Origin of the sequence: Lysobacter sp. Root76, assembly GCF_001428685.1 — a bacterium.
In the GTDB taxonomy this organism is placed as follows: Bacteria; Pseudomonadota; Gammaproteobacteria; order Xanthomonadales; family Xanthomonadaceae; genus Lysobacter.
In genome coordinates, this window is record NZ_LMIK01000004.1 from 1 (window position 1) to 17,558 (window position 17,558).

The following is a 17,558-nucleotide window of genomic DNA, read 5'->3' on the forward strand; positions in this document are numbered from 1 at the left end:
TCCGTCCTCGTCACCAAAGTGCCCGAGGGAGCCGCACATCTTACAGCAGATTTCGCGACCGTCAACACCCTGCGAAACCTTTTTTCTTACCGCTTCCCGTCTTCCGTTCAGGCCCTTCGGCCGTCCCGGTGAGCGGGGCGCGCATTGTGCACAGCCAAATCTGAATTGGGAAGGGGGGCGGCGAAAATTTTTTCGACTTGACCGCCGCGCCGGCCTGCCCGAAGGTCGCCGCACCCTTACGGAACAAGGAAAAACTCGATGTCCACGCTACGTCTGTTGGCCGCCTGCGGCGCCCTGGTCCTGTCCGGTTGCGCCAGCGGCGCCGATTCCTGGGTGGAGCTGGGCGGTCAGCGCTACACCGTCGAGGTCGCCGACGACGACGAAGAGCGCGCGATGGGCCTGATGTTCCGCGAGGAAATGCCCGAGGGCAGCGGCATGATCTTCATCCACGAGCGCCAGGAGCCGCAGTCGTACTGGATGAAGAACACCAAGATCCCGCTGGACATCCTGTATTTCGACGATTCCCGCAAGCTGGTGTCGCAGCAGCGCGACGTGCCGCCGTGCTCGGCCGGCAACCAGTGCCCGCCCTATCCGAGCAATGCGCCGGCGCGTTATGTGCTGGAACTCAATGCCGGCCAGGCGGCCAAGCTGAAGCTGAACGACGGCGCAGTCCTGACCTTCGGCCCGGGGCTGCCGCCAAAGCCCTGAGGCGGCGGCCTCAGACCTCCATCATTTCGAAGTCGTCCTTGGTCACGCCGCAGTCCGGACAGGTCCAGGTGTCGGGCACGTCCTCCCAGCGGGTGCCGGGGGCGATGCCCTCCTCCGGCAGGCCCTTGGCCTCGTCGTAGATGAAGCCGCACACGACGCACATCCAGGTACGGAAGACGGTGACGACGGCGGTCTCGGACATATGGGCGGATAATGCGTTTTCTGCGGAACGTACATTGTCCCACTCCAGTCGCGCCCACGGAAGCGCCGTCATGCATTCATCCTGGCCGCGCCGCGGCGTTTACGCGATCACTCCCGACGAGAACGACGACGCGCGCCTGCTGGCGCGGGTCGAACAGGTCCTGGCCGCCGGCGCGGTCTGGCTGCAGTACCGCAACAAGGCCGGCGACGCCGCGACCCGCGAGCGCCAGGCGCGCGCCCTGCTGCCGCTGTGCCGCCGCCACCGGGTGCCGCTGATCGTCAACGACGACTGGCGCCTCGCCGCGGCGATCGGCGCCGACGGCGCCCATCTGGGCGAGGACGACGGCGAGATCGCGGCCGCGCGGCAGGCCCTGGGCGGCGACGCCCTGCTCGGCGCCTCCTGCTACGACCGCGCCGATCTGGCCCGCGCCGCGGTCGCGGCAGGCGCCGATTACGTCGCTTTCGGCGCGTTTTTCCCCTCCTCGACCAAGCCCCACGCGCGCCGCGCCGCGCCGCAGTTGCTGAGCGACGCCGCCGCGCTGGCGGTGCCGCGGGTGGCGATCGGCGGCATCACCCCGGACAATGCGCGCGGCCTGGTCGAGGCCGGCGCCGACTTGCTGGCGGTGATCAGCGGCGTGTTCGACGCGCCCGACCCGGCCGCCGCGACCCGCGCCTACCACGCCTGTTTCGACCCCGCTCCCCTTTCCCAAGACCCCGCGCCCGCCCATGAATAACGCCCGTTCGCACGCCCTGTTCACCCGCGCTTCCGAGCTCCTGCCCGGCGGCGTCAATTCGCCGGTGCGCGCGTTCAAATCCGTCGGCGGCGAGCCGTTCTTCGCCCAGCGCGCCGAAGGCGCGTACCTGTACGACGTCGACGGCAACCGCTATGTCGACTACGTCGGCTCCTGGGGCCCGATGATCGCCGGCCACGCCCACCCGCAGGTGCTGGACGCGGTCGCGCGCACCATGCGCGACGGGCTCAGCTTCGGCGTGCCCAATGCGCTGGAAGTGACCATGGCCGAGGCGATCACCGCGATCGTGCCCAGCTGCGAGATGGTGCGCATGGTGAACTCGGGCACCGAGGCCACGCTGTCGGCGATCCGGGTCGCGCGCGGCGCGACCGGGCGCAACCGCATCGTCAAATTCGAGGGCTGTTACCACGGCCACGGCGACAGCTTCCTGGTCAAGGCCGGCAGCGGCGCGCTGACCCTGGGCCTGCCGAATTCGCCGGGCGTGCCGTCGGCGCTGGCCGATCTGACCCTGACCCTGCCCTACAACGATTTCGACGCCGCGACGCGTTTGTTCGACGATGTCGGCGACCAGATCGCGGGCCTGATCATCGAGCCCATCGTCGGCAACGCCAACTGCATCCTGCCCAAGGACGGCTACCTTCAGCACCTACGCGAGTTGTGCACGCGCTACGGCGCGCTGCTGATCTTCGACGAGGTGATGACCGGTTTCCGCGTCGCCCTGGGCGGCGCACAGCAGCGCTACGGCATCGTTCCGGACCTGAGCACCTTCGGCAAGATCATCGGCGGCGGCATGCCGGTCGGCGCTTACGGCGGTCGCCGCGATCTGATGAGCCAGGTCGCACCTAGCGGCCCGATCTACCAGGCCGGCACGCTCAGCGGCAATCCGGTGGCGATGGCCGCGGGCCTGGCGACGCTGGACCTGATCCGCGCACCGGGCTTCCACGATGCGCTGGAACGCAGCACCCACGCGCTCTGCGACGGCCTGGAAGCGGCCGCGCGCGAAGCCGGCGTCGCCTTCCACACCACCCGCGCGCCGGGCATGTTCGGCCTGTATTTCCGCGAAGGGCCGGTCGAAAGCTTCGCCGATGCGATGGGCTCGGACACCGCCCGCTTCAACCGCTTCTTCCACGGCATGCTCGAGCGCGGCGTGTACCTGGCGCCGTCGGCGTTCGAGGCGGGCTTCATGTCCAGCGCGCACGGCGAGGCCGAGATCGCGCATACGATCGAGGCCGCACGCGCGAGTTTCGCCGCGCTGTGATCCGTACCGGATGAGTCGACCGGGCCGCGCACGCGCGGCTCCGGAAACGCGAACGGGCCGACTTGCGTCGGCCCGTTCTGTTTGCATCGCGCAGTTCTAGGTAGACCGGCGCGAACTCGTCTTCGTGAACCAGGCTGATCGGCCGGGTGCGGGCCGCGATCGCGCGAAGACGCGACCGCTCACCCGCCGCACGCTCAGCGGCCCAGGAAACCGGCCAAGGCAGTGCGCAGGCGCGCCAGGCCTTCGGCGAGGTCGGCGTCGGCGATGTTCAGGGCCGGCACGAAACGCAGTACGTCGGGACCGGCCTGCAGCAGCAACAGGCCGTGGTCGATGCAGCGGTCGAGGATCTCGCCGGCCTTGCCGGCATGCTCCGGACGCAGCTCCGCGCCCAGCATCAGGCCGCGGCCACGGATGTCGGAGAACAGCGAGAACTCGGCATCCAGGGCGCTCAGCGCGGCGCGCAGGGCGGCCGACTGGCGTTCGACGTTGGCCAGCAGCGCCGGCGACGACAGCTCGCGCAGGGCGGCGCCGGCGACCGCGGCGGCGAGCGGATTGCCGCCGAAGGTGGTGCCGTGGGCGCCGAACTGCATGCTCTCGCCGGCGCGCGCGCCGACCAGCATGGCGCCGATCGGGAAACCGCTGCCCAGCGCCTTGGCCAGGGTGACCACGTCGGGCACGACTTCGTAGCCGTGGCAGGCGAACAAGCGGCCGGTGCGGCCCATGCCGCATTGGATCTCGTCCAGGATCAGCAAGGCGTCATGGCGATCGCAGAGCGCGCGCAGGCCCTGCAGGAATTCCTGCGTCGCCGGCGTCACCCCGCCCTCGCCCTGCACCGGCTCGACCAGCACCGCACAGACGTCGCCGCCGGCCATCGCGGCTTCGGCCGCGGCCAGGTCGTTGAAGTCGCTGTAGCGGAAGCCCGGCGGCAGCGGCTCGAAACCTTCGTGGTATTTGGGCTGCGCGGTCGCGGTGACCGCGGCCAGGGTGCGGCCGTGGAAGCTGCCGCGGAAGCTGAGGATCGCGCGGCGCTCGGGCGCGCGACCCTGCGCGGTCGCCCACTTGCGCGCGAGCTTGATCGCGGCCTCGTTGGCCTCGGCGCCGGAATTGCAGAAGAACACCCGCTCGGCGAAACCCGAGGCCTGGACCAGGGTTTCGGCCAGGCGCAGCGGCGGCTCGCTGACGAACACGTTGCTGGTGTGCCAGAGCTTGCCGGCCTGCTCGGTCAGTGCGGCGATCAGCGCCGGATGGGCGTGGCCGAGCGCGTTGACCGCGATGCCGGCGCCGAAATCGACGTACTCGCGGCCGTCGCGATCCCAGACCCGCGCGCCCTTGCCGTGATCGAGCACGATCCGGCGCGGACGGTAGACCGGCAGGTAGTAGCGCTCGGAAAGGGCGAACAGCGATTCGGTCGAGGCGGTCATCGGACGCGGAGTCGGTTGGGGAGAATGCGTATTCTCGCCCAAGTCGGCAGCCGGCGCTGGCCTTCCGGCGCCACGCGGCCACGCGGTCCCCGTGCCGGAGAACCCGTATCGGCCGCTGCGATCAATCGAAGCAGTGCGGCACGAAGCGGCTGCCGTTGCGGGTCACGCGGTCGTCGTCCTCACGCATGCCCAGGCCGGCGGCGACGTCGCCGACCACCCAGGCCCCGAGCACCACATGGCCGGCGGCGCTGCGGTACAGCGGCGAATAGGCCTGGTAGACCGTGGCCGGCGCGGCCAGCAACGGCGCGCTTTCGAACACCATCACGCCCTCGCCTTCGCGACCGTGGCGCGGCTTGGCGACCAGCGGCCCGTCGATGTCGGCCGGATCGTGCGAGGCCGGCAGCAGGTTGGGATGGTCGGGAAACAGCCGCCACAACAAAGGCAGCAGCGACTTGTTCGACAGCAGTAGCCGCGCACCCTGGGGCCGACAAGCGCTGCAGGGCACTGTGCGCTGCGTCATGCGGCGAGCCGGTGCCTGCGCGCAGAATCACCGAACCACTCCGGGGACCCACACGCTCATGACCCAGCCGCGCCGCTCGTCGTTCGCCTGCCTGTTGTCCGCCCTGCTTGTCGTCACGTCCGCCGTCGCCGCAGCGCCCGACGCGCCCAAGATCTCGATCACCGAAACCGCCGCGTTCGATGCGGCTTCGGTGCCGGCGTTCAATGGCGACTACGCCGACATCTACACTTACCTCGACCAACACCGTGCCGAGAATCTGGCGCAGTTGCAGCGCTGGGTGCGCCAGCCTTCGATCAGCGCCCAGAACAAGGGCATCCAGGAAATGGCGGAGTTGCTGCGCGCCGATCTGCAGGGCCTGGGCTTCCGCGACACCGCGCTGGTGCCGACCTCCGGCCATCCGGGCGTCTACGGCTATTACGACGCCGGCGCCGAGCACACGCTGGTCGTCTACATGATGTACGACGTGCAGCCGATCGAGCCCACCGGCTGGAAGGTCGACGCCTTCAAGGGCGAGCTGGTCGACGAGCCCGGTCTGGGCAAGGTGCTGATGGCACGCGGCGCGACCAATCAGAAGGGCCCGCAGCGCGCCTTCCTCAATGCGCTGGAGGCGATGATCAAGGTGCGCGGCAAGCCGCCGGTGAACCTGATCGTGCTGGCCGAGGGCGAGGAGGAACTGGGTTCGCCGCACTACCCGGAGATCGTGGCCAAGTACGAGGCGCAGTTGCGCAAGGCCGACGGCGTGTTCTTCCCGATGAACACCCAGGGCCGCGACGGCAAGGCCGGGATGTTCCTGGGCGTGAAGGGCATCCTGTATTTCGAACTGGAAGCGCGCGGCAACGCCAAGACCGGCGGTTCGCAGAAGAGCGAGGTCCACGGTTCGATGGCGGCGACGCTGGACTCGCCGACCTGGCGCCTGGTGCAGGCGCTGTCGACCCTGACCACGCCCGAGGGCGAGATCGCGGTGCCGGGCTACCGCGATGCGATCCGTCCGCCCAACGCCGAGGAGCAGCGCCTGTACAACGGCCTGATCGGCGAACGCGAGAAGGACGCGGCCAAGAGCCTGGACGTGCTCGGCGCCACGCGCTGGAAGAACGGCCGCAGCGTGCGCGAGGCGGTGGCGTCGGAGCTGTTCGACACCACGCTCAATATCGACGGACTGGTCGCGGGCTACACCGGCGAAGGCGTCAAGACCATCCTGCCGCACCGCGCGGTGGCCAAGATCGATTCGCGGCTGGTGCCGAACCAGACTCCGGAACAGGCCTTGGCGCTGATCCGCAAGCAGCTCGACGCGCAGGGCTTCGACGACATCGTGGTGCGCCAGCTCTCGGGCTATCCGCCGGCGCAGACCTCGGTCGACGCGCCCTTGTCGCGTGCGGCGATCGGCACCTACCGCAAGTACGGTTTCACTCCGACCATCGCACCGCGCCTGGCCGGCAGCGCGCCCTACTACGTGTTCACCCAGACCCTGGGCCTGCCGATGATTTCCGGCGGCCTCGGTCACGGCAGCGGCGCGCACGCGCCCAACGAATACATGGTGGTCGAACCGCAGGCCGGTTCGAAGATCGCAGGCCTGGCGCAGGCCGAGCGCTTCTATGTCGACCTGATGTACGCGCTGTCGAATGCGCTGAAGCCGGCGGCGAAGCAGTAAGGCGACGGCACGCGGCGGGCGATGCGGTTCGCGTCGCCCGCCGCAGCCTGCGCCGGCCACACCTCGATGCTGGCGTCCGGCTTCGCTCAGCGCCTGTGCTTGGGCGCGCTGTCGAAATCCAGGAACAGGTCCGGTAGCAGCGGCTGGGTGGGATCGACGGCGTAAGCGGCGAAGTCGGTGATGCCCAGCGCGAACAGCACGTCGTCGTCGATCAGGAAGTGGCCGTAGTAGCCCTCCGCCGGCCGCACCAGCACCGCGTGTGCGGCGTCGGCGACGATTTCCGGGGTCCTGCAGCGTTCGGCCTGCACGCCCGGGATCATGTTGATCGCGTCGGTGGCGATCACCGTGCGCGGCCATAGCGCGTTGACCGCGACGCCCTGCGGGCCGAACTCGGCGGCCAGGCCCAGGGTGACGAAGCTCATGCCCATCTTGGCCAGGGTGTAGCCGGTGTGCGGGGCCCACCACTTCGGATCGGTGCTCAGCGGCGGCGCCAGGGTCAGGATGTGCGGGTTGGGCGCCTTCAGCAGATGCGGCAGGCAGGCCTGCGCGCACAGGAAGCTGCCGCGGGCGTTGACCTGCTGCATCAGGTCGAAGCGCTTCATCGGCGTGTCCAGGGTTCCGCGCAGCCAGATCGCGCTGGCGTTGTTGACCAGGATGTCGAGGCCGCCGAACGCATCCACGGTGGCCGCGACCGCCGCGCGAACCTCGTCCTCTTCGCGGATGTCGCACTTGAGCGCGAGGGCATGACCGCCGGCGGCTTCGATCTCGGCCGCGACGCTGTGGATGGTGCCGGGCAGCTTCGGATTGGCGACATCGGACTTGGCCGCGATCGCGATATTGGCGCCGTCGCGCGCGGCGCGCAGCGCGATCGCGCGACCGATGCCGCGCGAGGCGCCGGTGATGAAAAGGGTCTTGCCGGACAAGCTGCTCATGAGAACTCCTTGAGAGACCGCCGGCGACCAGCGCGCGGCGATCCCTGCATCGTGGGTGGCGTCGTTCGTGGGCGCGGGCGCCCGCCTATGCCATCGATCCTAGCCGAGGCGCCGCTCCATGCGCTGCTGGCCCATCCAGGTACGGACGCGCTTGCGAACCGGCTCAGGGCCCGGCCGGCTCAGGGCTTGGGTCCCTGCCCTTCATTGTCTTCCCAATGCAGGATACGCCGCGTCACGAAGCGGTACACCGGCTTGCCGGTCGCGAACCAGGCCTCGCGCAGCCACGAATGCCGCTGCAGCAGGCGCCGCTCGACCGGGGTCAGCGCCTGCGGGCAATAGGTGCGCTTGTGCTTGAGCAGATGGCGCAGGTCCTCGCGCGCCAGCAGGCGCATCCAGCGCGAGCGCGGGCGGCCGCGCACGGCGAGCTGGAAGTCGATCACCGCCGGGGCGCCGTCGGCCAGGACCAGCCAGTTGGCTTCCTTGGCCAGGTCGTTGTGGGCGATGCCGCAGCGATGCAGTTGCTGCAGCAAACGACGCGCGCGCCGGAAATAGCCGAGGTCGCCGCGCGGCGGGCGCTGGTACATGGCGGCGCCGTCGAGATAGCTGCGGTCGAGCCGGCGCCCGTCCCAGCGCAGCAGTTGCGGCGCCGCCAGGCCGCTCACGCAGCGCAGGGCCTGGGCCTCGCGCCGCGCCAGCCACCACGCCGGCAGGCGCAGCCACAGCGGCACGTGGGCGAGGTCGCGACGCACGAACAGGCCGTCGCCGTCGCGCATCAGCGCGATGCGGCCGAAGCTGTCGGCCTTGAGCGCGGCGACTTCGATGGCGTCGGTGGTCATGTACGCAGTGTACGTTCGGGGCCGTGGCTTGGGGATTCGGCTTGGAGATGCGGTGCGCGCGCCGCGCTTGAATTCGACGCTCCACCGCCCCCACTCCCTAATCCTGTCTTCCGCGCTGCCTATAATCGACCGATGGATTCAGCCTGGCTCGAAAGCGCGACCGCATGGATCGCGGCGAACCCCACCGCCGCCGGCGCGGTGATCTTCCTGATCGCGTTCTGCGACGCGCTCATCATCCTGGGCATCGTGGTGCCTGCCCTGCCGCTGCTGTTCGCGGTCGGCGCGCTGGTCGGCCTGGGCCACATCAGCGGGCCGTATGCGCTGGCCTGCGCGGCGCTGGGCGCGTTCGTCGGCGATGGGCTCAGCTACTGGGTCGGTTATCGCTGGGGGCCGCAGTTGCGCCAGCGCTGGCCGTTCTCGCGCTATCCGCAATGGCTGGACCGCGGCGAGCAGTTGTTCCGCCGCCACGGCAGCAAGAGCATCGTGATCGCGCGCTTCGTCGGCGCGGTGCGGCCGTTCGTGCCGGCGATCGCGGGCATGCTGCACATGCCGGCGCGCCGTTACGCGCTGCCCAGCCTGTTCGCCTGCATCGCCTGGGCGGCCGCGTTCCTCGCGCCCGGCTGGGTCCTGGGCGCGTCCTACGACGCGGTCGCGGCGGTCGCCGATCGCCTGGCGCTGGTGCTGGGCGGGCTGCTGGTCGCGATCGCCCTGGTCTGGGCCTGCGTGCTCTACACCTGGCGCTGGTTCGCCGCGCACGCCAACAACCTGCTCGCGCGGGCGCTGCGCTGGACCCACCGCCACCCGCACCTGGGCCGCTACGCAGAAGCCCTGATCGACCCGAACCGGCCGGAGTCGGCCTCGCTCGCGATCCTGGCGGTGTGCCTGCTCGGGATCAGCTGGGCCTGGTTCACCCTGCTTGCGACCCTGCTCGCCAGTGGCGGTCCGCTGGCCCTGGACCACAGCATCCACGAACTGATGTGGAGCCTGCGCAATCCGCTGGCCGATCGCCTGATGGCCGCGCTGGCGAGCCTGGGCGACGCCGCGGTGCTGGCGCCGGCGGCGCTGGTCGCGTTGGGTTACCTGCTGTGGCGCAGGCGCTGGCTCGCGGCCGCGCATTGGGTCGCGGCGATCGTGTTCGGTCTGGCGCTGACCAGCCTGCTGGAGGCGGCGATCGACATGCCGCGCCCGCCGACGGCGCCGGCCGGCTTCGGTTTCCCTTCGGTCGCGGTCACCATGACCACGATCGTGTTCGGTTTCTTCGCGGTGCTGATCGCGCGCGAACTGCCCGGGCGGCAGCGGGTGTGGCCGTACCTGCTCGCGGGCGTGGTCACCACCCTGGTCGGCTTCGCGCGCCTGTACCTGGGCGCGCACTGGCCCAGCGACCTGGTCGGCGGCACCTTGTTCGGCATCGTCTGGCTGCTGGTGCTGGGTATCGCCTACCGTCGCCACGTCGCGCGTTCGTTCTGGATGCGGCCGCTGGCCTGGCTGTTCTACGGCACCTTCGCCGCTGCCGCGCTGTGGCACGCGCCGCGCGCGGCCGACGCCTTGCTGGCCAAGTTCGCCGCCGCCGCGCCGACCCGCGTGCTGTCCGCCGACGATTGGTGGCGACGCGACTGGGCGGTCCTGCCCGAACACCGCAACGAACGCGACCTGCGCCGGCGCTGGCCCTTGAACCTGCAGGTCGCCGGGCCTCTGCAACCGCTGCGCGACACCCTGCTGGCGCAGGGCTGGCGGGTGCAACCGCAGGCCGACTGGCTGGCGACGATCGCCCTGCTCAACGACGACGCCACGCCGTTGGAACAGGCGGTGCTGCCCGCGACCCTGGACGCGCAAGCCGAATCGCTGCTGTTGCTGCGGCCGAGCACGCGGCCCGACGAGCAGTACGCGCTGCGTTTGTGGCGGGCTCCGGCCAAGCTCGACGACGGTACGCCGCTGTGGCTGGGCACGAGCCAGGTGCTGCGCCTCACCAAACCGCTGGATGCGGCGGCGCTATGGCTGCCGACCAGCGACGACGTCCGCGCGCACGCCACGGTCCGCGCCGCGCTGGCCGGCTTCGGCGGCATCGAAGCGACCGGCCTGCACGGCACGCCGGTGCTGCGGTTGCGGACCACGCCGATGGGCGAGCCTTCGCCGGATGAAGAGCGCAAGCGCTGAGGTTGCGCGGTAAGGCGGCGTGGGCTCACATCGAAAAGTCGAGGCGGCCATTCGCAATCCCACTGTTGTATTGCTTGCATGCCGTTGCTGTTGCTGTTGCTGTTGCTGTTGCTGTTGCTGTTGCTGTTGCTGTTGCTGTTGCTGTTGCTGTTGCTGTTGCTGTTGCTGTTGCCCCGGCATTGAAATCCAACGCACCGCACTCGCCCAGTCCCACCCAGACCCGAAGGGCGGCGCGCAGGACGCGCGCCGTTTTTCGAGGAACAGGATGTTCCTTCGAAAAATCCCGGCGCCACTTCCGATCTCGCACGGGAGGGTTGTCAAGGCAGGCCCTTCTCTTTGGTTACTTTCTCTTGGGCCAGCAAGAGAAAGTGACCCGCACGCGCAGCGGGCGGAAGCCTTTGCTTAAGAACGAAACCAACGCAGCAAACGGAATTCGCGATCGCGGCTTACGCCGCTCCCACAGAAAGCGGAGCCAATCCGAATCGAAGCCAGCGCGCTAATCGAAGGTCGCGGTCGCGGCTCACGCCGCTCCTACCCCAAGGCGAGTGGCGAGAGAAAGTGACTCGCACGCGCAGCGGGCGGAAGCCTTTACTTAAGAACGAAACCAACGAAGTAGCTGGGATTCGTAATCGCGGCTTACGCCGCTCCCACAGAAGGCAGAGGCAGAAAGCGGAACCGTAGCGGAACCTACGCCGGCAAACGAGGGCCGTGGTCGCGGCTCACGCCGCTCCTACCCCAAGGCGAGTGGCAAGAGAAAGTGACCCGCTCGCGCAGCGGGCGGAAGCTGTTGCTTAAGAACGAAACCAACGCAGCAAACGGAATTCGCAATCGCGGCTTACGCCGCTCCCACAGAAAGCAGAAAGCGAAGCCGATCCCCATCGAAATATGCGTAGTGGCCGGAGGTCGTGGTCGCGGCTCACGCCGCTCCTACCCCAAAGCTGGAGCGGGGCGGACGGGCCAAGCGATCGCGGCTCACGCCGCTCCCACAGAAAGCAGAAAGCGAACCCCAGAGCGAGAGCGAGTGCCCGCTAGGGCAACAACGCCAACAAACGGTCCAGACGCTCGTGCGGATCGTCGATCTGCAGCAAGGCCTGGCGCTGCGCGTCCTGCAGCGGCAACAGCTCGGCCAGGCGCCAGCCGACCCAGGCCGCGTCCTCCATCCGCACCCGCGGCGCCATCGCGTGCTCGCCGCCGAAACGGTCGACCAGTTGCTGCAGCAGGATCGCGAGCAAGCCGTGTTCGGGCCGCACCGCCTGTTCCGGGTCCGGCGCGCACCATTCGATCTCGGCCACCTGCAGGCCGTTGTCGCGTACCCGCACCCGGCGCGCGTGGAAGCGGCGCGCGCCGCGCACGCGCAGGGTCAGCAGGCCGTCGGCGTCGTTGCCGAAATCCTCGATCAGCGCTTCGGTGCCGAAGGCCGCGGCACTGGCCGGGGCGCCGACCTCCTCGCCGTCGATGATCAGGCAGACGCCGAAACCACGGCCGCGGCGGCCGCAGTCGCGGACCAGGTCGAGGTAGCGCGGTTCGAATACGCGCAGGCCGAGCGCGGCACCGGGCACCAGCACCGTGTGCAGGGGAAACAGGCCCAGCCATTCCGGGCTGGGCGGCGCGGCATCGGAGGCGAGCGACATGTCGCCAGTGTACCCGCGCCGCACGATGCGGCTATCGCCTCAAGCCGGGTCGAGCAGCTCGATCAGAGCGCGGCGTTTCTTGCGCGGGAGCCGCCGCAGCAGGCCGGCCAAGCGCATTTCCTCGGGGTCGCCGTACGGGCCCTGGGGATCGCGCACCGACAGGCCGTTGCCGTCGACGCTGCCGCGGCCGGTGGACAGCCATTCGAAGCTCACCTGCTGCTGCGTGGCGATTTCGATCATGCGCTGCAGTTCGGGCAGCGACAGTCCGAGCAGCCACTTGCGCGCGGTCTCGCGGCTGACGTTGTAATGGATCGACAAGGCGCCGATGCGGGCGCGGCCCTTGGCGAAGCCCGAGAAGTCCAGCGCATGGCTCAGGCGCCGGGCGAAGTCTGCGTGCTTGGGCTTGTCGTCGTGCGTAGAGTTCATAGGTACCGCCCATGCATCCTGCCAGGCCGAGACGGGCTCCTGCGCGGGCGCGGACGCTGCGCCCGCAGAGCGGGGAATGACGCAACTCATTGTTGCGTATATGCCGCCCTGAAATGGCACTTTTCGTGTGCAGAAATAGCAATTTTAAGTTGCGATATGCGGCGCGTGCCCAGACTCGCATCGGATGTGCCACGAGGTCGGCAATGGGCACATTTAGGCCGATTTATATGCCTATCAGGCGTGGTGAGATGTCGGCAAACGGCACGCAGGATCCGGCGCAAGCGGCGACGCGCACGTCATCGCCATTGCACGTTCGGATTGGAAACTCGGCAGGCGCCGCGCCCGGGACCGGGCGCCGGCCGATTCAGCCGGCGGCGTCCTGCAGTACGGCGAGGAAACGGCGCGGCGCGCCGTCGAAACCGCCGTTGGACATGAAGACGACGTGGTCGCCGGCGCGCACGCGGGCGCGCAGGGCTTCGATCAGCACGGCCGCATCGGGCACGGCCACGCCTTCGCCGCGCAGGCCGGCGACGACCTTGCCGGCGTCCCAGGCCAGTTCCGGGCGATGCAGGAACACCACGGTGTCGGCGCCGTCCAGCGACGGCGCCAGGGCTTCGGCGTGGGCGCCCAGGCGCATGGAATTGCTGCGCGGTTCCATCGCCACGACGATGCGGGCGCCGCCGACGCGCGCGCGCAGGCCGGCCAGGGTGGTCGCGATCGCGGTGGGGTGGTGGGCGAAGTCGTCGTAGACGGTGATGCCGCCGGCCTCGCCGATCACTTCCAGGCGGCGCTTGACGCTGCGGAACGCGGCCAGGGCCGGCAGCACCGAGGCGACATCCACGCCGACCGCGTGGGCGCTGGCGAGCGCGGCGAGCGCGTTCATCACATTGTGGCGGCCGAGCAGCGGCCAGCGCACTTCACCGATCTCGACGCCATCGTGGACCACGACGAAAGCGCTGCCGTCGTCGGCCAGCAGGCGCGCGCTCCAGGTGTAAGCGGCACCGCCCTCGCCTGCGGCGTGCCGGGCCAGTCCGGCGTCCAGGCCGAAGGTCTCGACCGGGGTCCAGCAGCCCATCGCCAGCACTTCGGCCAGGCGCTCGTCCTCGCCGTTGACGATCAGGCGGCCGCGGCGCGGCACGGTCCGCACCAGGTGGTGGAACTGGCGCTGGATCGCGGCCACGTCGGGGAAGATGTCGGCGTGGTCGTATTCGAGGTTGTTGAGGATCGCGACCAGCGGGCGGTAGTGGACGAACTTGCTGCGCTTGTCGAAGAAAGCGGTGTCGTACTCGTCGGCCTCGACCACGAACTCGCGGCCGGCGCCGATGCGCGCGGAGACGCCGAAATCCTCGGCGACGCCGCCGATCAGGAAGCCCGGCGCGCGGCCGGCGGCTTCGAGCAGCCAGGTCAGGATGGTGGTGGTGGTGGTCTTGCCGTGGGTGCCGGCGACGGCGAGCGTGTCGCGGCCCGGCAGCACCCGTTCGCTGAGCCACTGCGCGCCGGAGGTGTAGCGGCGGCCGTCGTCGAGCACCTGCTCGACCGCGCCGTTGCCGCGCGAGAGCGCGTTGCCGACCACGATCTCATCGCAATCGGGCGAGATGTTGCCGGGCTGGTAGCCCTGGCGCAGGGCGATGCCGAGCTGTTCGAGCTGGGTCGACATCGGCGGGTACACCGCCTGGTCGCTGCCTTCGACTTCGTGGCCGAGTTCGCGGGCGAGCGCGGCGACGCCGCCCATGAAAGTACCGGCGATGCCCAGAATATGTAGCTTCAAGATCCGACGTTCCTGATAAGACTGCGCTACCTACTCCCCTCCCCCGCTTGCGGGAAAGGGGCAAGGGGTGAGGGCACGCGAGACCCGGCGTCCGACGCCGGCCGCAAGTCTGCCTACGTCAACGCAAGGAAACTCGCGCCGCGTTTTGTGGTTCGTATGCCCTCACCCCAGCCCTCTCCCGCTTGCGGGAGAGGGAGCCGAGGCATGAGCGGCGAAAGCGACTCAGGCCGGTAAAGCTCAGCCGACCACCGGCGCCGGCGACAGCGCCTCGACGATGCGCGTGAACACCTCGTCCAGCGAGCCGACGCCGTCGATCGCGGTCAGACGGCCGTGCTGGCGGTAGTACTCGATGACCGGCGCGGTGACCTCGTCGTAGACCTTCAGACGGGTGCGGACCGCGTCCGGGCTGTCGTCCTTGCGGCCCTGCTCGGCGGCGCGGCCGGCGATGCGCTCGACCAGCAGATCGATCGGCACCTCCAGCTGTACGGCGTAGTCCATCGGCTGGCCGATCTTCTTCAGCAGCGCGTCCAGCGCATCGGCCTGGGCCAGGTTGCGCGGGTAGCCGTCGAGGATGAAGCCGCCATGGGTGTCGGGACGCGAGAAGCGCTCCTCCAGCATGCCCAGCAGGATCGCGTCGCTGACCAGGTTGCCGGCGTCCATCACCGCCTTGGCTTCCAGGCCCAGCTTGGTGCCGGCGGCGACTTCGCCGCGGAGCAGGTCGCCGGTGGAAATGTGCGGCACCTGCAGGTGGTCCTTGAGTCGCGCCGCCTGCGTGCCCTTACCGGAACCGGGCGCGCCCAGAAGTACCAATCGCATCTACATCGCTCCTAGAACAAGAATGCCTCGTGCGGCCGGCGCTCTCCACGGAGCGGCCTGGGTCGCATGCCCGGGGCGCGGCGCTACACTCGTAGCCGTCGCCACCCCACCGCCGGGCGTCAATATTGCGGTCAGCTTACCGCATCCCGGCGTCAATCCTGGAACCCCCATGGCCTCTGGAACCCTGCTGTATGCGCAATCCGGCGGCGTGACCGCCGTCATCAACGCCACTGCCTCGGCCGTGATCGAGACCGCGCGCGCGCGCAAGGTCAAGGTGCTGGCGGCCCGCAACGGCATCCTCGGCGCCCTGCGCGAGGACCTGATCGACACCTCCAAGGAATCGGCGGCCGCGATCCGGGCCCTGGCCCACACCCCGGGCGGGGCCTTCGGCTCCTGCCGGGTCAAGCTGAAATCGCTGGACGCCGACCGCGCCCGCTACGAACGCCTGCTGGCCGTGCTCAAGGCCCACGACGTGCGCTGGTTCCTCTACAACGGCGGCAACGACTCGGCCGACACCGCGCTCAAAGTGTCCCGGCTCGCGGCCGAGTTCGACTACCCGCTGACCTGCATCGGCGTGCCCAAGACGGTCGACAACGACCTGGCCGTGACCGACTGCTGCCCGGGCTTCGGCTCGGCCGCCAAATACACCGCGGTGTCGGTGCGCGAGGCCGCGCTGGACGTGGCCGCGATGGCCGAGACCTCGACCAAGGTCTTCGTCTACGAGGCCATGGGCCGCCACGCCGGCTGGCTGGCCGCGGCCGCCGGCCTGGCCGGCGACGGCCCGGACCAGGCCCCGCACCTGATCCTGTTCCCGGAGCGGCCGTTCGACGAGGCCGACTTCTTCAAGCGCGTCAAAGCCGTGGTCGAGCGCGTGGGCTACTGCGTGGTCGTGGCCAGCGAAGGCATCCAGACCGCCGACGGCCGCTTCGTCGCCGACGCCGGCGGCGGCAAGGACTCCTTCGGCCACACCCAGCTCGGCGGCGTGGCCTCGCACCTGGCCGGCCGGGTCAAGGACGCGCTGGGCTACAAGGTCCACTGGACCCTGCCCGACTACCTGCAGCGCTCGGCCCGGCACCTGGCCTCCAAGACCGACGTCGAGCAGGCGCTCGCGGTCGGCAAGGCCGCGGTCGAGTACGCACTCAAAGGCATGAACGCGGTGATGCCGGCGATCGTGCGCACGGCCGACGCGCCCTACCGCTGGAAGATCGCGCCGGTGCCGCTGGACAAGGTCGCCAATCACGAAAAGAAAATGCCGGCCGGCTTCATCCGCAAGGACGGCCACGGCATCACGCCCGCCGCGCGCAAATACCTGGAGCCGCTGATCCGCGGCGAGGCGCCGCCGCCCTACGGCCGCGACGGCCTGCCCAAGTACGTGGCGCTGAAGAACGTGGCGGTGAAGCGCAAGCTGCCGGACTTCAAGGACTGAGGCCGCGGCCGTGCACGGGACGGCGACGCTGCGGCCCTGGGTCGCACAGGTCTGGGCCTGCGCGCGCCCCGACGCGCCGCCCGCGCACGCGCGCGAGCACTCGCTGCCCAGCGGCGCCATGCATCTGACGGTCCGGCTGGACGGGCCGCCGCTGCGGATCTACGCCGACGCCGCCGACCGCCAGGGCCGCGGCTACAGCGCGGCCACCGTCGGCGGGGTCCGCGCCGGCTACTGCATCAAGGACACCGCACGACCCGCGGCCTCGGTCGGCGCGGTACTGCGGCCGGGGGCGGCGCTGGCGCTGTTCGGCGTATCCGCCGCCGAACTCGCCGACGGCCACGTCGACCTGGCCGACCTGTGCGGGCACGAGGTCGAACTGCTGTGCGAACGCCTGGCCGCCGACGCCGACCTTGGCCGTCGCCGTGCGCTGCTGCTGGCCTTCCTGGAGGCGCGGCTGCGCCGCGCGCGCGGCCGGCGCGGACTGGACCCGCAGATCGTGCAGGCGCTGGCCTGCGTGCAGCGCGCGCCGGCCGATACCGACGTGGCCGCCCTGGCCGATGCCTGCGGCCGCAGCCACCGCCGCTTCATCGCCGGTTTCCGCGACGTCGCCGGCCTGGCGCCCAAGCGCTATGCGCGCGTGCTGCGCTTCCAGCGCCTGCTCGCCGCGCTGGCGGCGACGCCACGTCCGGCCTGGGCGCAATTGGCCCTGGACGCGGGCTATTTCGACCAATCGCACCTGATCCGCGAGTTCCGCGAATTCGCCGGCGTGAGCCCACGCGAGTACGCAGCGCGCGCACCGGCGTCGCCGAACCATCTGCCGCTGAGCTGAGCATCGAGCTGAGCACCAGGCTGAGCACTGGGCTGTCTGTGGGAGCAGCGTGAGCCGCGATGGCAGTCGGCAGCGATGAAGCTCGCGGACCCTGCGCGGCAGTTGCGGTGACGCGATCGCGGCTCACGCCGCTCCTACAGACAGCGGAAGGCCCGCCCCGCTCCCGGCAACGGCAAACGGGTAAATTTCGTCCAATCGCGCGCCGCGCGTCGGGCGCAGGCTGGCCCGCACA

Annotated in this window: 16 protein-coding genes; 7 read left to right on the plus strand and 9 right to left on the minus strand. The window is 69.9% G+C overall.

Going from position 1 to position 17,558, the window contains the following annotated elements:
* The first annotated feature begins 258 nt into the window (after positions 1-258).
* Complete coding sequence (locus ASE10_RS05080; RefSeq protein ID WP_055902048.1) at positions 259-708, plus strand: DUF192 domain-containing protein; 450 nt, start codon at positions 259-261, stop codon at positions 706-708.
* 10 nt (positions 709-718) lie between these two features.
* Here the strand turns inward: ASE10_RS05080 and ASE10_RS05085 are convergent, their stop codons facing one another.
* Positions 719-910, minus strand: a complete 192-nt coding sequence (locus ASE10_RS05085) for a rubredoxin (RefSeq protein ID WP_055902052.1) — start codon at positions 908-910, stop codon at positions 719-721.
* 70 nt (positions 911-980) lie between these two features.
* Between ASE10_RS05085 and thiE the strand changes: the two genes are divergently transcribed.
* Together thiE and hemL are read left to right on the plus strand one after the other, a co-directional pair.
* On the plus strand, positions 981-1,643 hold the full coding sequence (gene thiE, locus ASE10_RS05090; RefSeq protein WP_055902055.1) for a thiamine phosphate synthase: 663 nt from the start codon (positions 981-983) through the stop codon (positions 1,641-1,643).
* On the plus strand, positions 1,636-2,919 hold the full coding sequence (gene hemL / locus ASE10_RS05095) for a glutamate-1-semialdehyde 2,1-aminomutase (protein ID WP_055902056.1): 1,284 nt from the start codon (positions 1,636-1,638) through the stop codon (positions 2,917-2,919). The genes thiE and hemL overlap by 8 nt, the downstream gene beginning before the upstream one ends.
* A gap of 194 nt (positions 2,920-3,113) precedes the next feature.
* Here hemL and ASE10_RS05100 read toward each other — a convergent pair whose 3' ends face one another.
* Both ASE10_RS05100 and ASE10_RS05105 read right to left on the minus strand, forming a co-directional pair.
* Positions 3,114-4,340: an acetylornithine/succinyldiaminopimelate transaminase gene (locus tag ASE10_RS05100; protein ID WP_055902059.1), complete on the minus strand. Its 1,227-nt coding sequence runs from the start codon at positions 4,338-4,340 to the stop codon at positions 3,114-3,116.
* 121 nt (positions 4,341-4,461) lie between these two features.
* The gene (locus ASE10_RS05105; protein ID WP_055902062.1) at positions 4,462-4,860 is read right to left on the minus strand and encodes a glutathionylspermidine synthase family protein; all 399 of its coding nucleotides are present in this window, start codon (positions 4,858-4,860) and stop codon (positions 4,462-4,464) included.
* Between the two features lie 58 nt (positions 4,861-4,918).
* On the opposite strand from ASE10_RS05105, the gene ASE10_RS05110 reads away from it, so the two are divergent.
* Positions 4,919-6,508: a M20/M25/M40 family metallo-hydrolase gene (locus tag ASE10_RS05110; RefSeq protein ID WP_055902065.1), complete on the plus strand. Its 1,590-nt coding sequence runs from the start codon at positions 4,919-4,921 to the stop codon at positions 6,506-6,508.
* An 86-nt stretch (positions 6,509-6,594) separates the two neighbouring features.
* On the opposite strand, the gene ASE10_RS05115 is transcribed toward ASE10_RS05110, so the two are convergent.
* Together ASE10_RS05115 and ASE10_RS05120 are read right to left on the minus strand one after the other, a co-directional pair.
* Positions 6,595-7,440 carry an NAD(P)-dependent oxidoreductase gene (locus ASE10_RS05115; RefSeq protein WP_056306367.1) on the minus strand — a complete coding sequence of 282 codons (846 nt, stop codon included), beginning with the start codon at positions 7,438-7,440 and terminating at the stop codon, positions 6,595-6,597.
* Positions 7,441-7,619: 179 nt separating this feature from the next.
* A complete protein-coding gene (locus ASE10_RS05120; protein WP_055902070.1) occupies positions 7,620-8,276 on the minus strand; it encodes a serine/threonine protein kinase in 657 nt (218 codons plus the stop codon).
* Between the two features lie 132 nt (positions 8,277-8,408).
* Here ASE10_RS05120 and ASE10_RS05125 point away from each other — a divergent pair, with 132 nt between their 5' ends.
* Positions 8,409-10,430 (plus strand): bifunctional DedA family/phosphatase PAP2 family protein, encoded by a 2,022-nt coding sequence (locus ASE10_RS05125; protein WP_055902072.1) that lies wholly within the window; start codon positions 8,409-8,411, stop codon positions 10,428-10,430.
* Positions 10,431-11,458: 1,028 nt separating this feature from the next.
* Here the strand turns inward: ASE10_RS05125 and ASE10_RS05130 are convergent.
* The 4 genes from ASE10_RS05130 to ASE10_RS05145 form a co-directional block, all read right to left on the minus strand.
* Positions 11,459-12,061 carry an LON peptidase substrate-binding domain-containing protein gene (locus ASE10_RS05130; RefSeq protein ID WP_055902075.1) on the minus strand — a complete coding sequence of 201 codons (603 nt, stop codon included), beginning with the start codon at positions 12,059-12,061 and terminating at the stop codon, positions 11,459-11,461.
* Between the two features lie 39 nt (positions 12,062-12,100).
* Positions 12,101-12,487: a hypothetical protein gene (locus ASE10_RS05135; RefSeq protein ID WP_055902080.1), complete on the minus strand. Its 387-nt coding sequence runs from the start codon at positions 12,485-12,487 to the stop codon at positions 12,101-12,103.
* Positions 12,488-12,851: 364 nt separating this feature from the next.
* On the minus strand, positions 12,852-14,258 hold the full coding sequence (mpl, locus tag ASE10_RS05140) for a UDP-N-acetylmuramate:L-alanyl-gamma-D-glutamyl-meso-diaminopimelate ligase (protein ID WP_055902082.1): 1,407 nt from the start codon (positions 14,256-14,258) through the stop codon (positions 12,852-12,854).
* Between the two features lie 234 nt (positions 14,259-14,492).
* Positions 14,493-15,071 carry an adenylate kinase gene (locus ASE10_RS05145; RefSeq protein WP_055902085.1) on the minus strand — a complete coding sequence of 193 codons (579 nt, stop codon included), beginning with the start codon at positions 15,069-15,071 and terminating at the stop codon, positions 14,493-14,495.
* A gap of 169 nt (positions 15,072-15,240) precedes the next feature.
* Here ASE10_RS05145 and ASE10_RS05150 point away from each other — a divergent pair, with 169 nt between their 5' ends.
* Together ASE10_RS05150 and ASE10_RS05155 are read left to right on the plus strand one after the other, a co-directional pair.
* The gene (locus ASE10_RS05150) at positions 15,241-16,497 is read left to right on the plus strand and encodes a 6-phosphofructokinase (protein WP_056100001.1); all 1,257 of its coding nucleotides are present in this window, start codon (positions 15,241-15,243) and stop codon (positions 16,495-16,497) included.
* 10 nt (positions 16,498-16,507) lie between these two features.
* Positions 16,508-17,326, plus strand: coding sequence for an AraC family transcriptional regulator (locus ASE10_RS05155; RefSeq protein ID WP_056306369.1), 819 nt, complete (start codon positions 16,508-16,510; stop codon positions 17,324-17,326).
* Positions 17,327-17,558 lie beyond the last annotated feature (232 nt).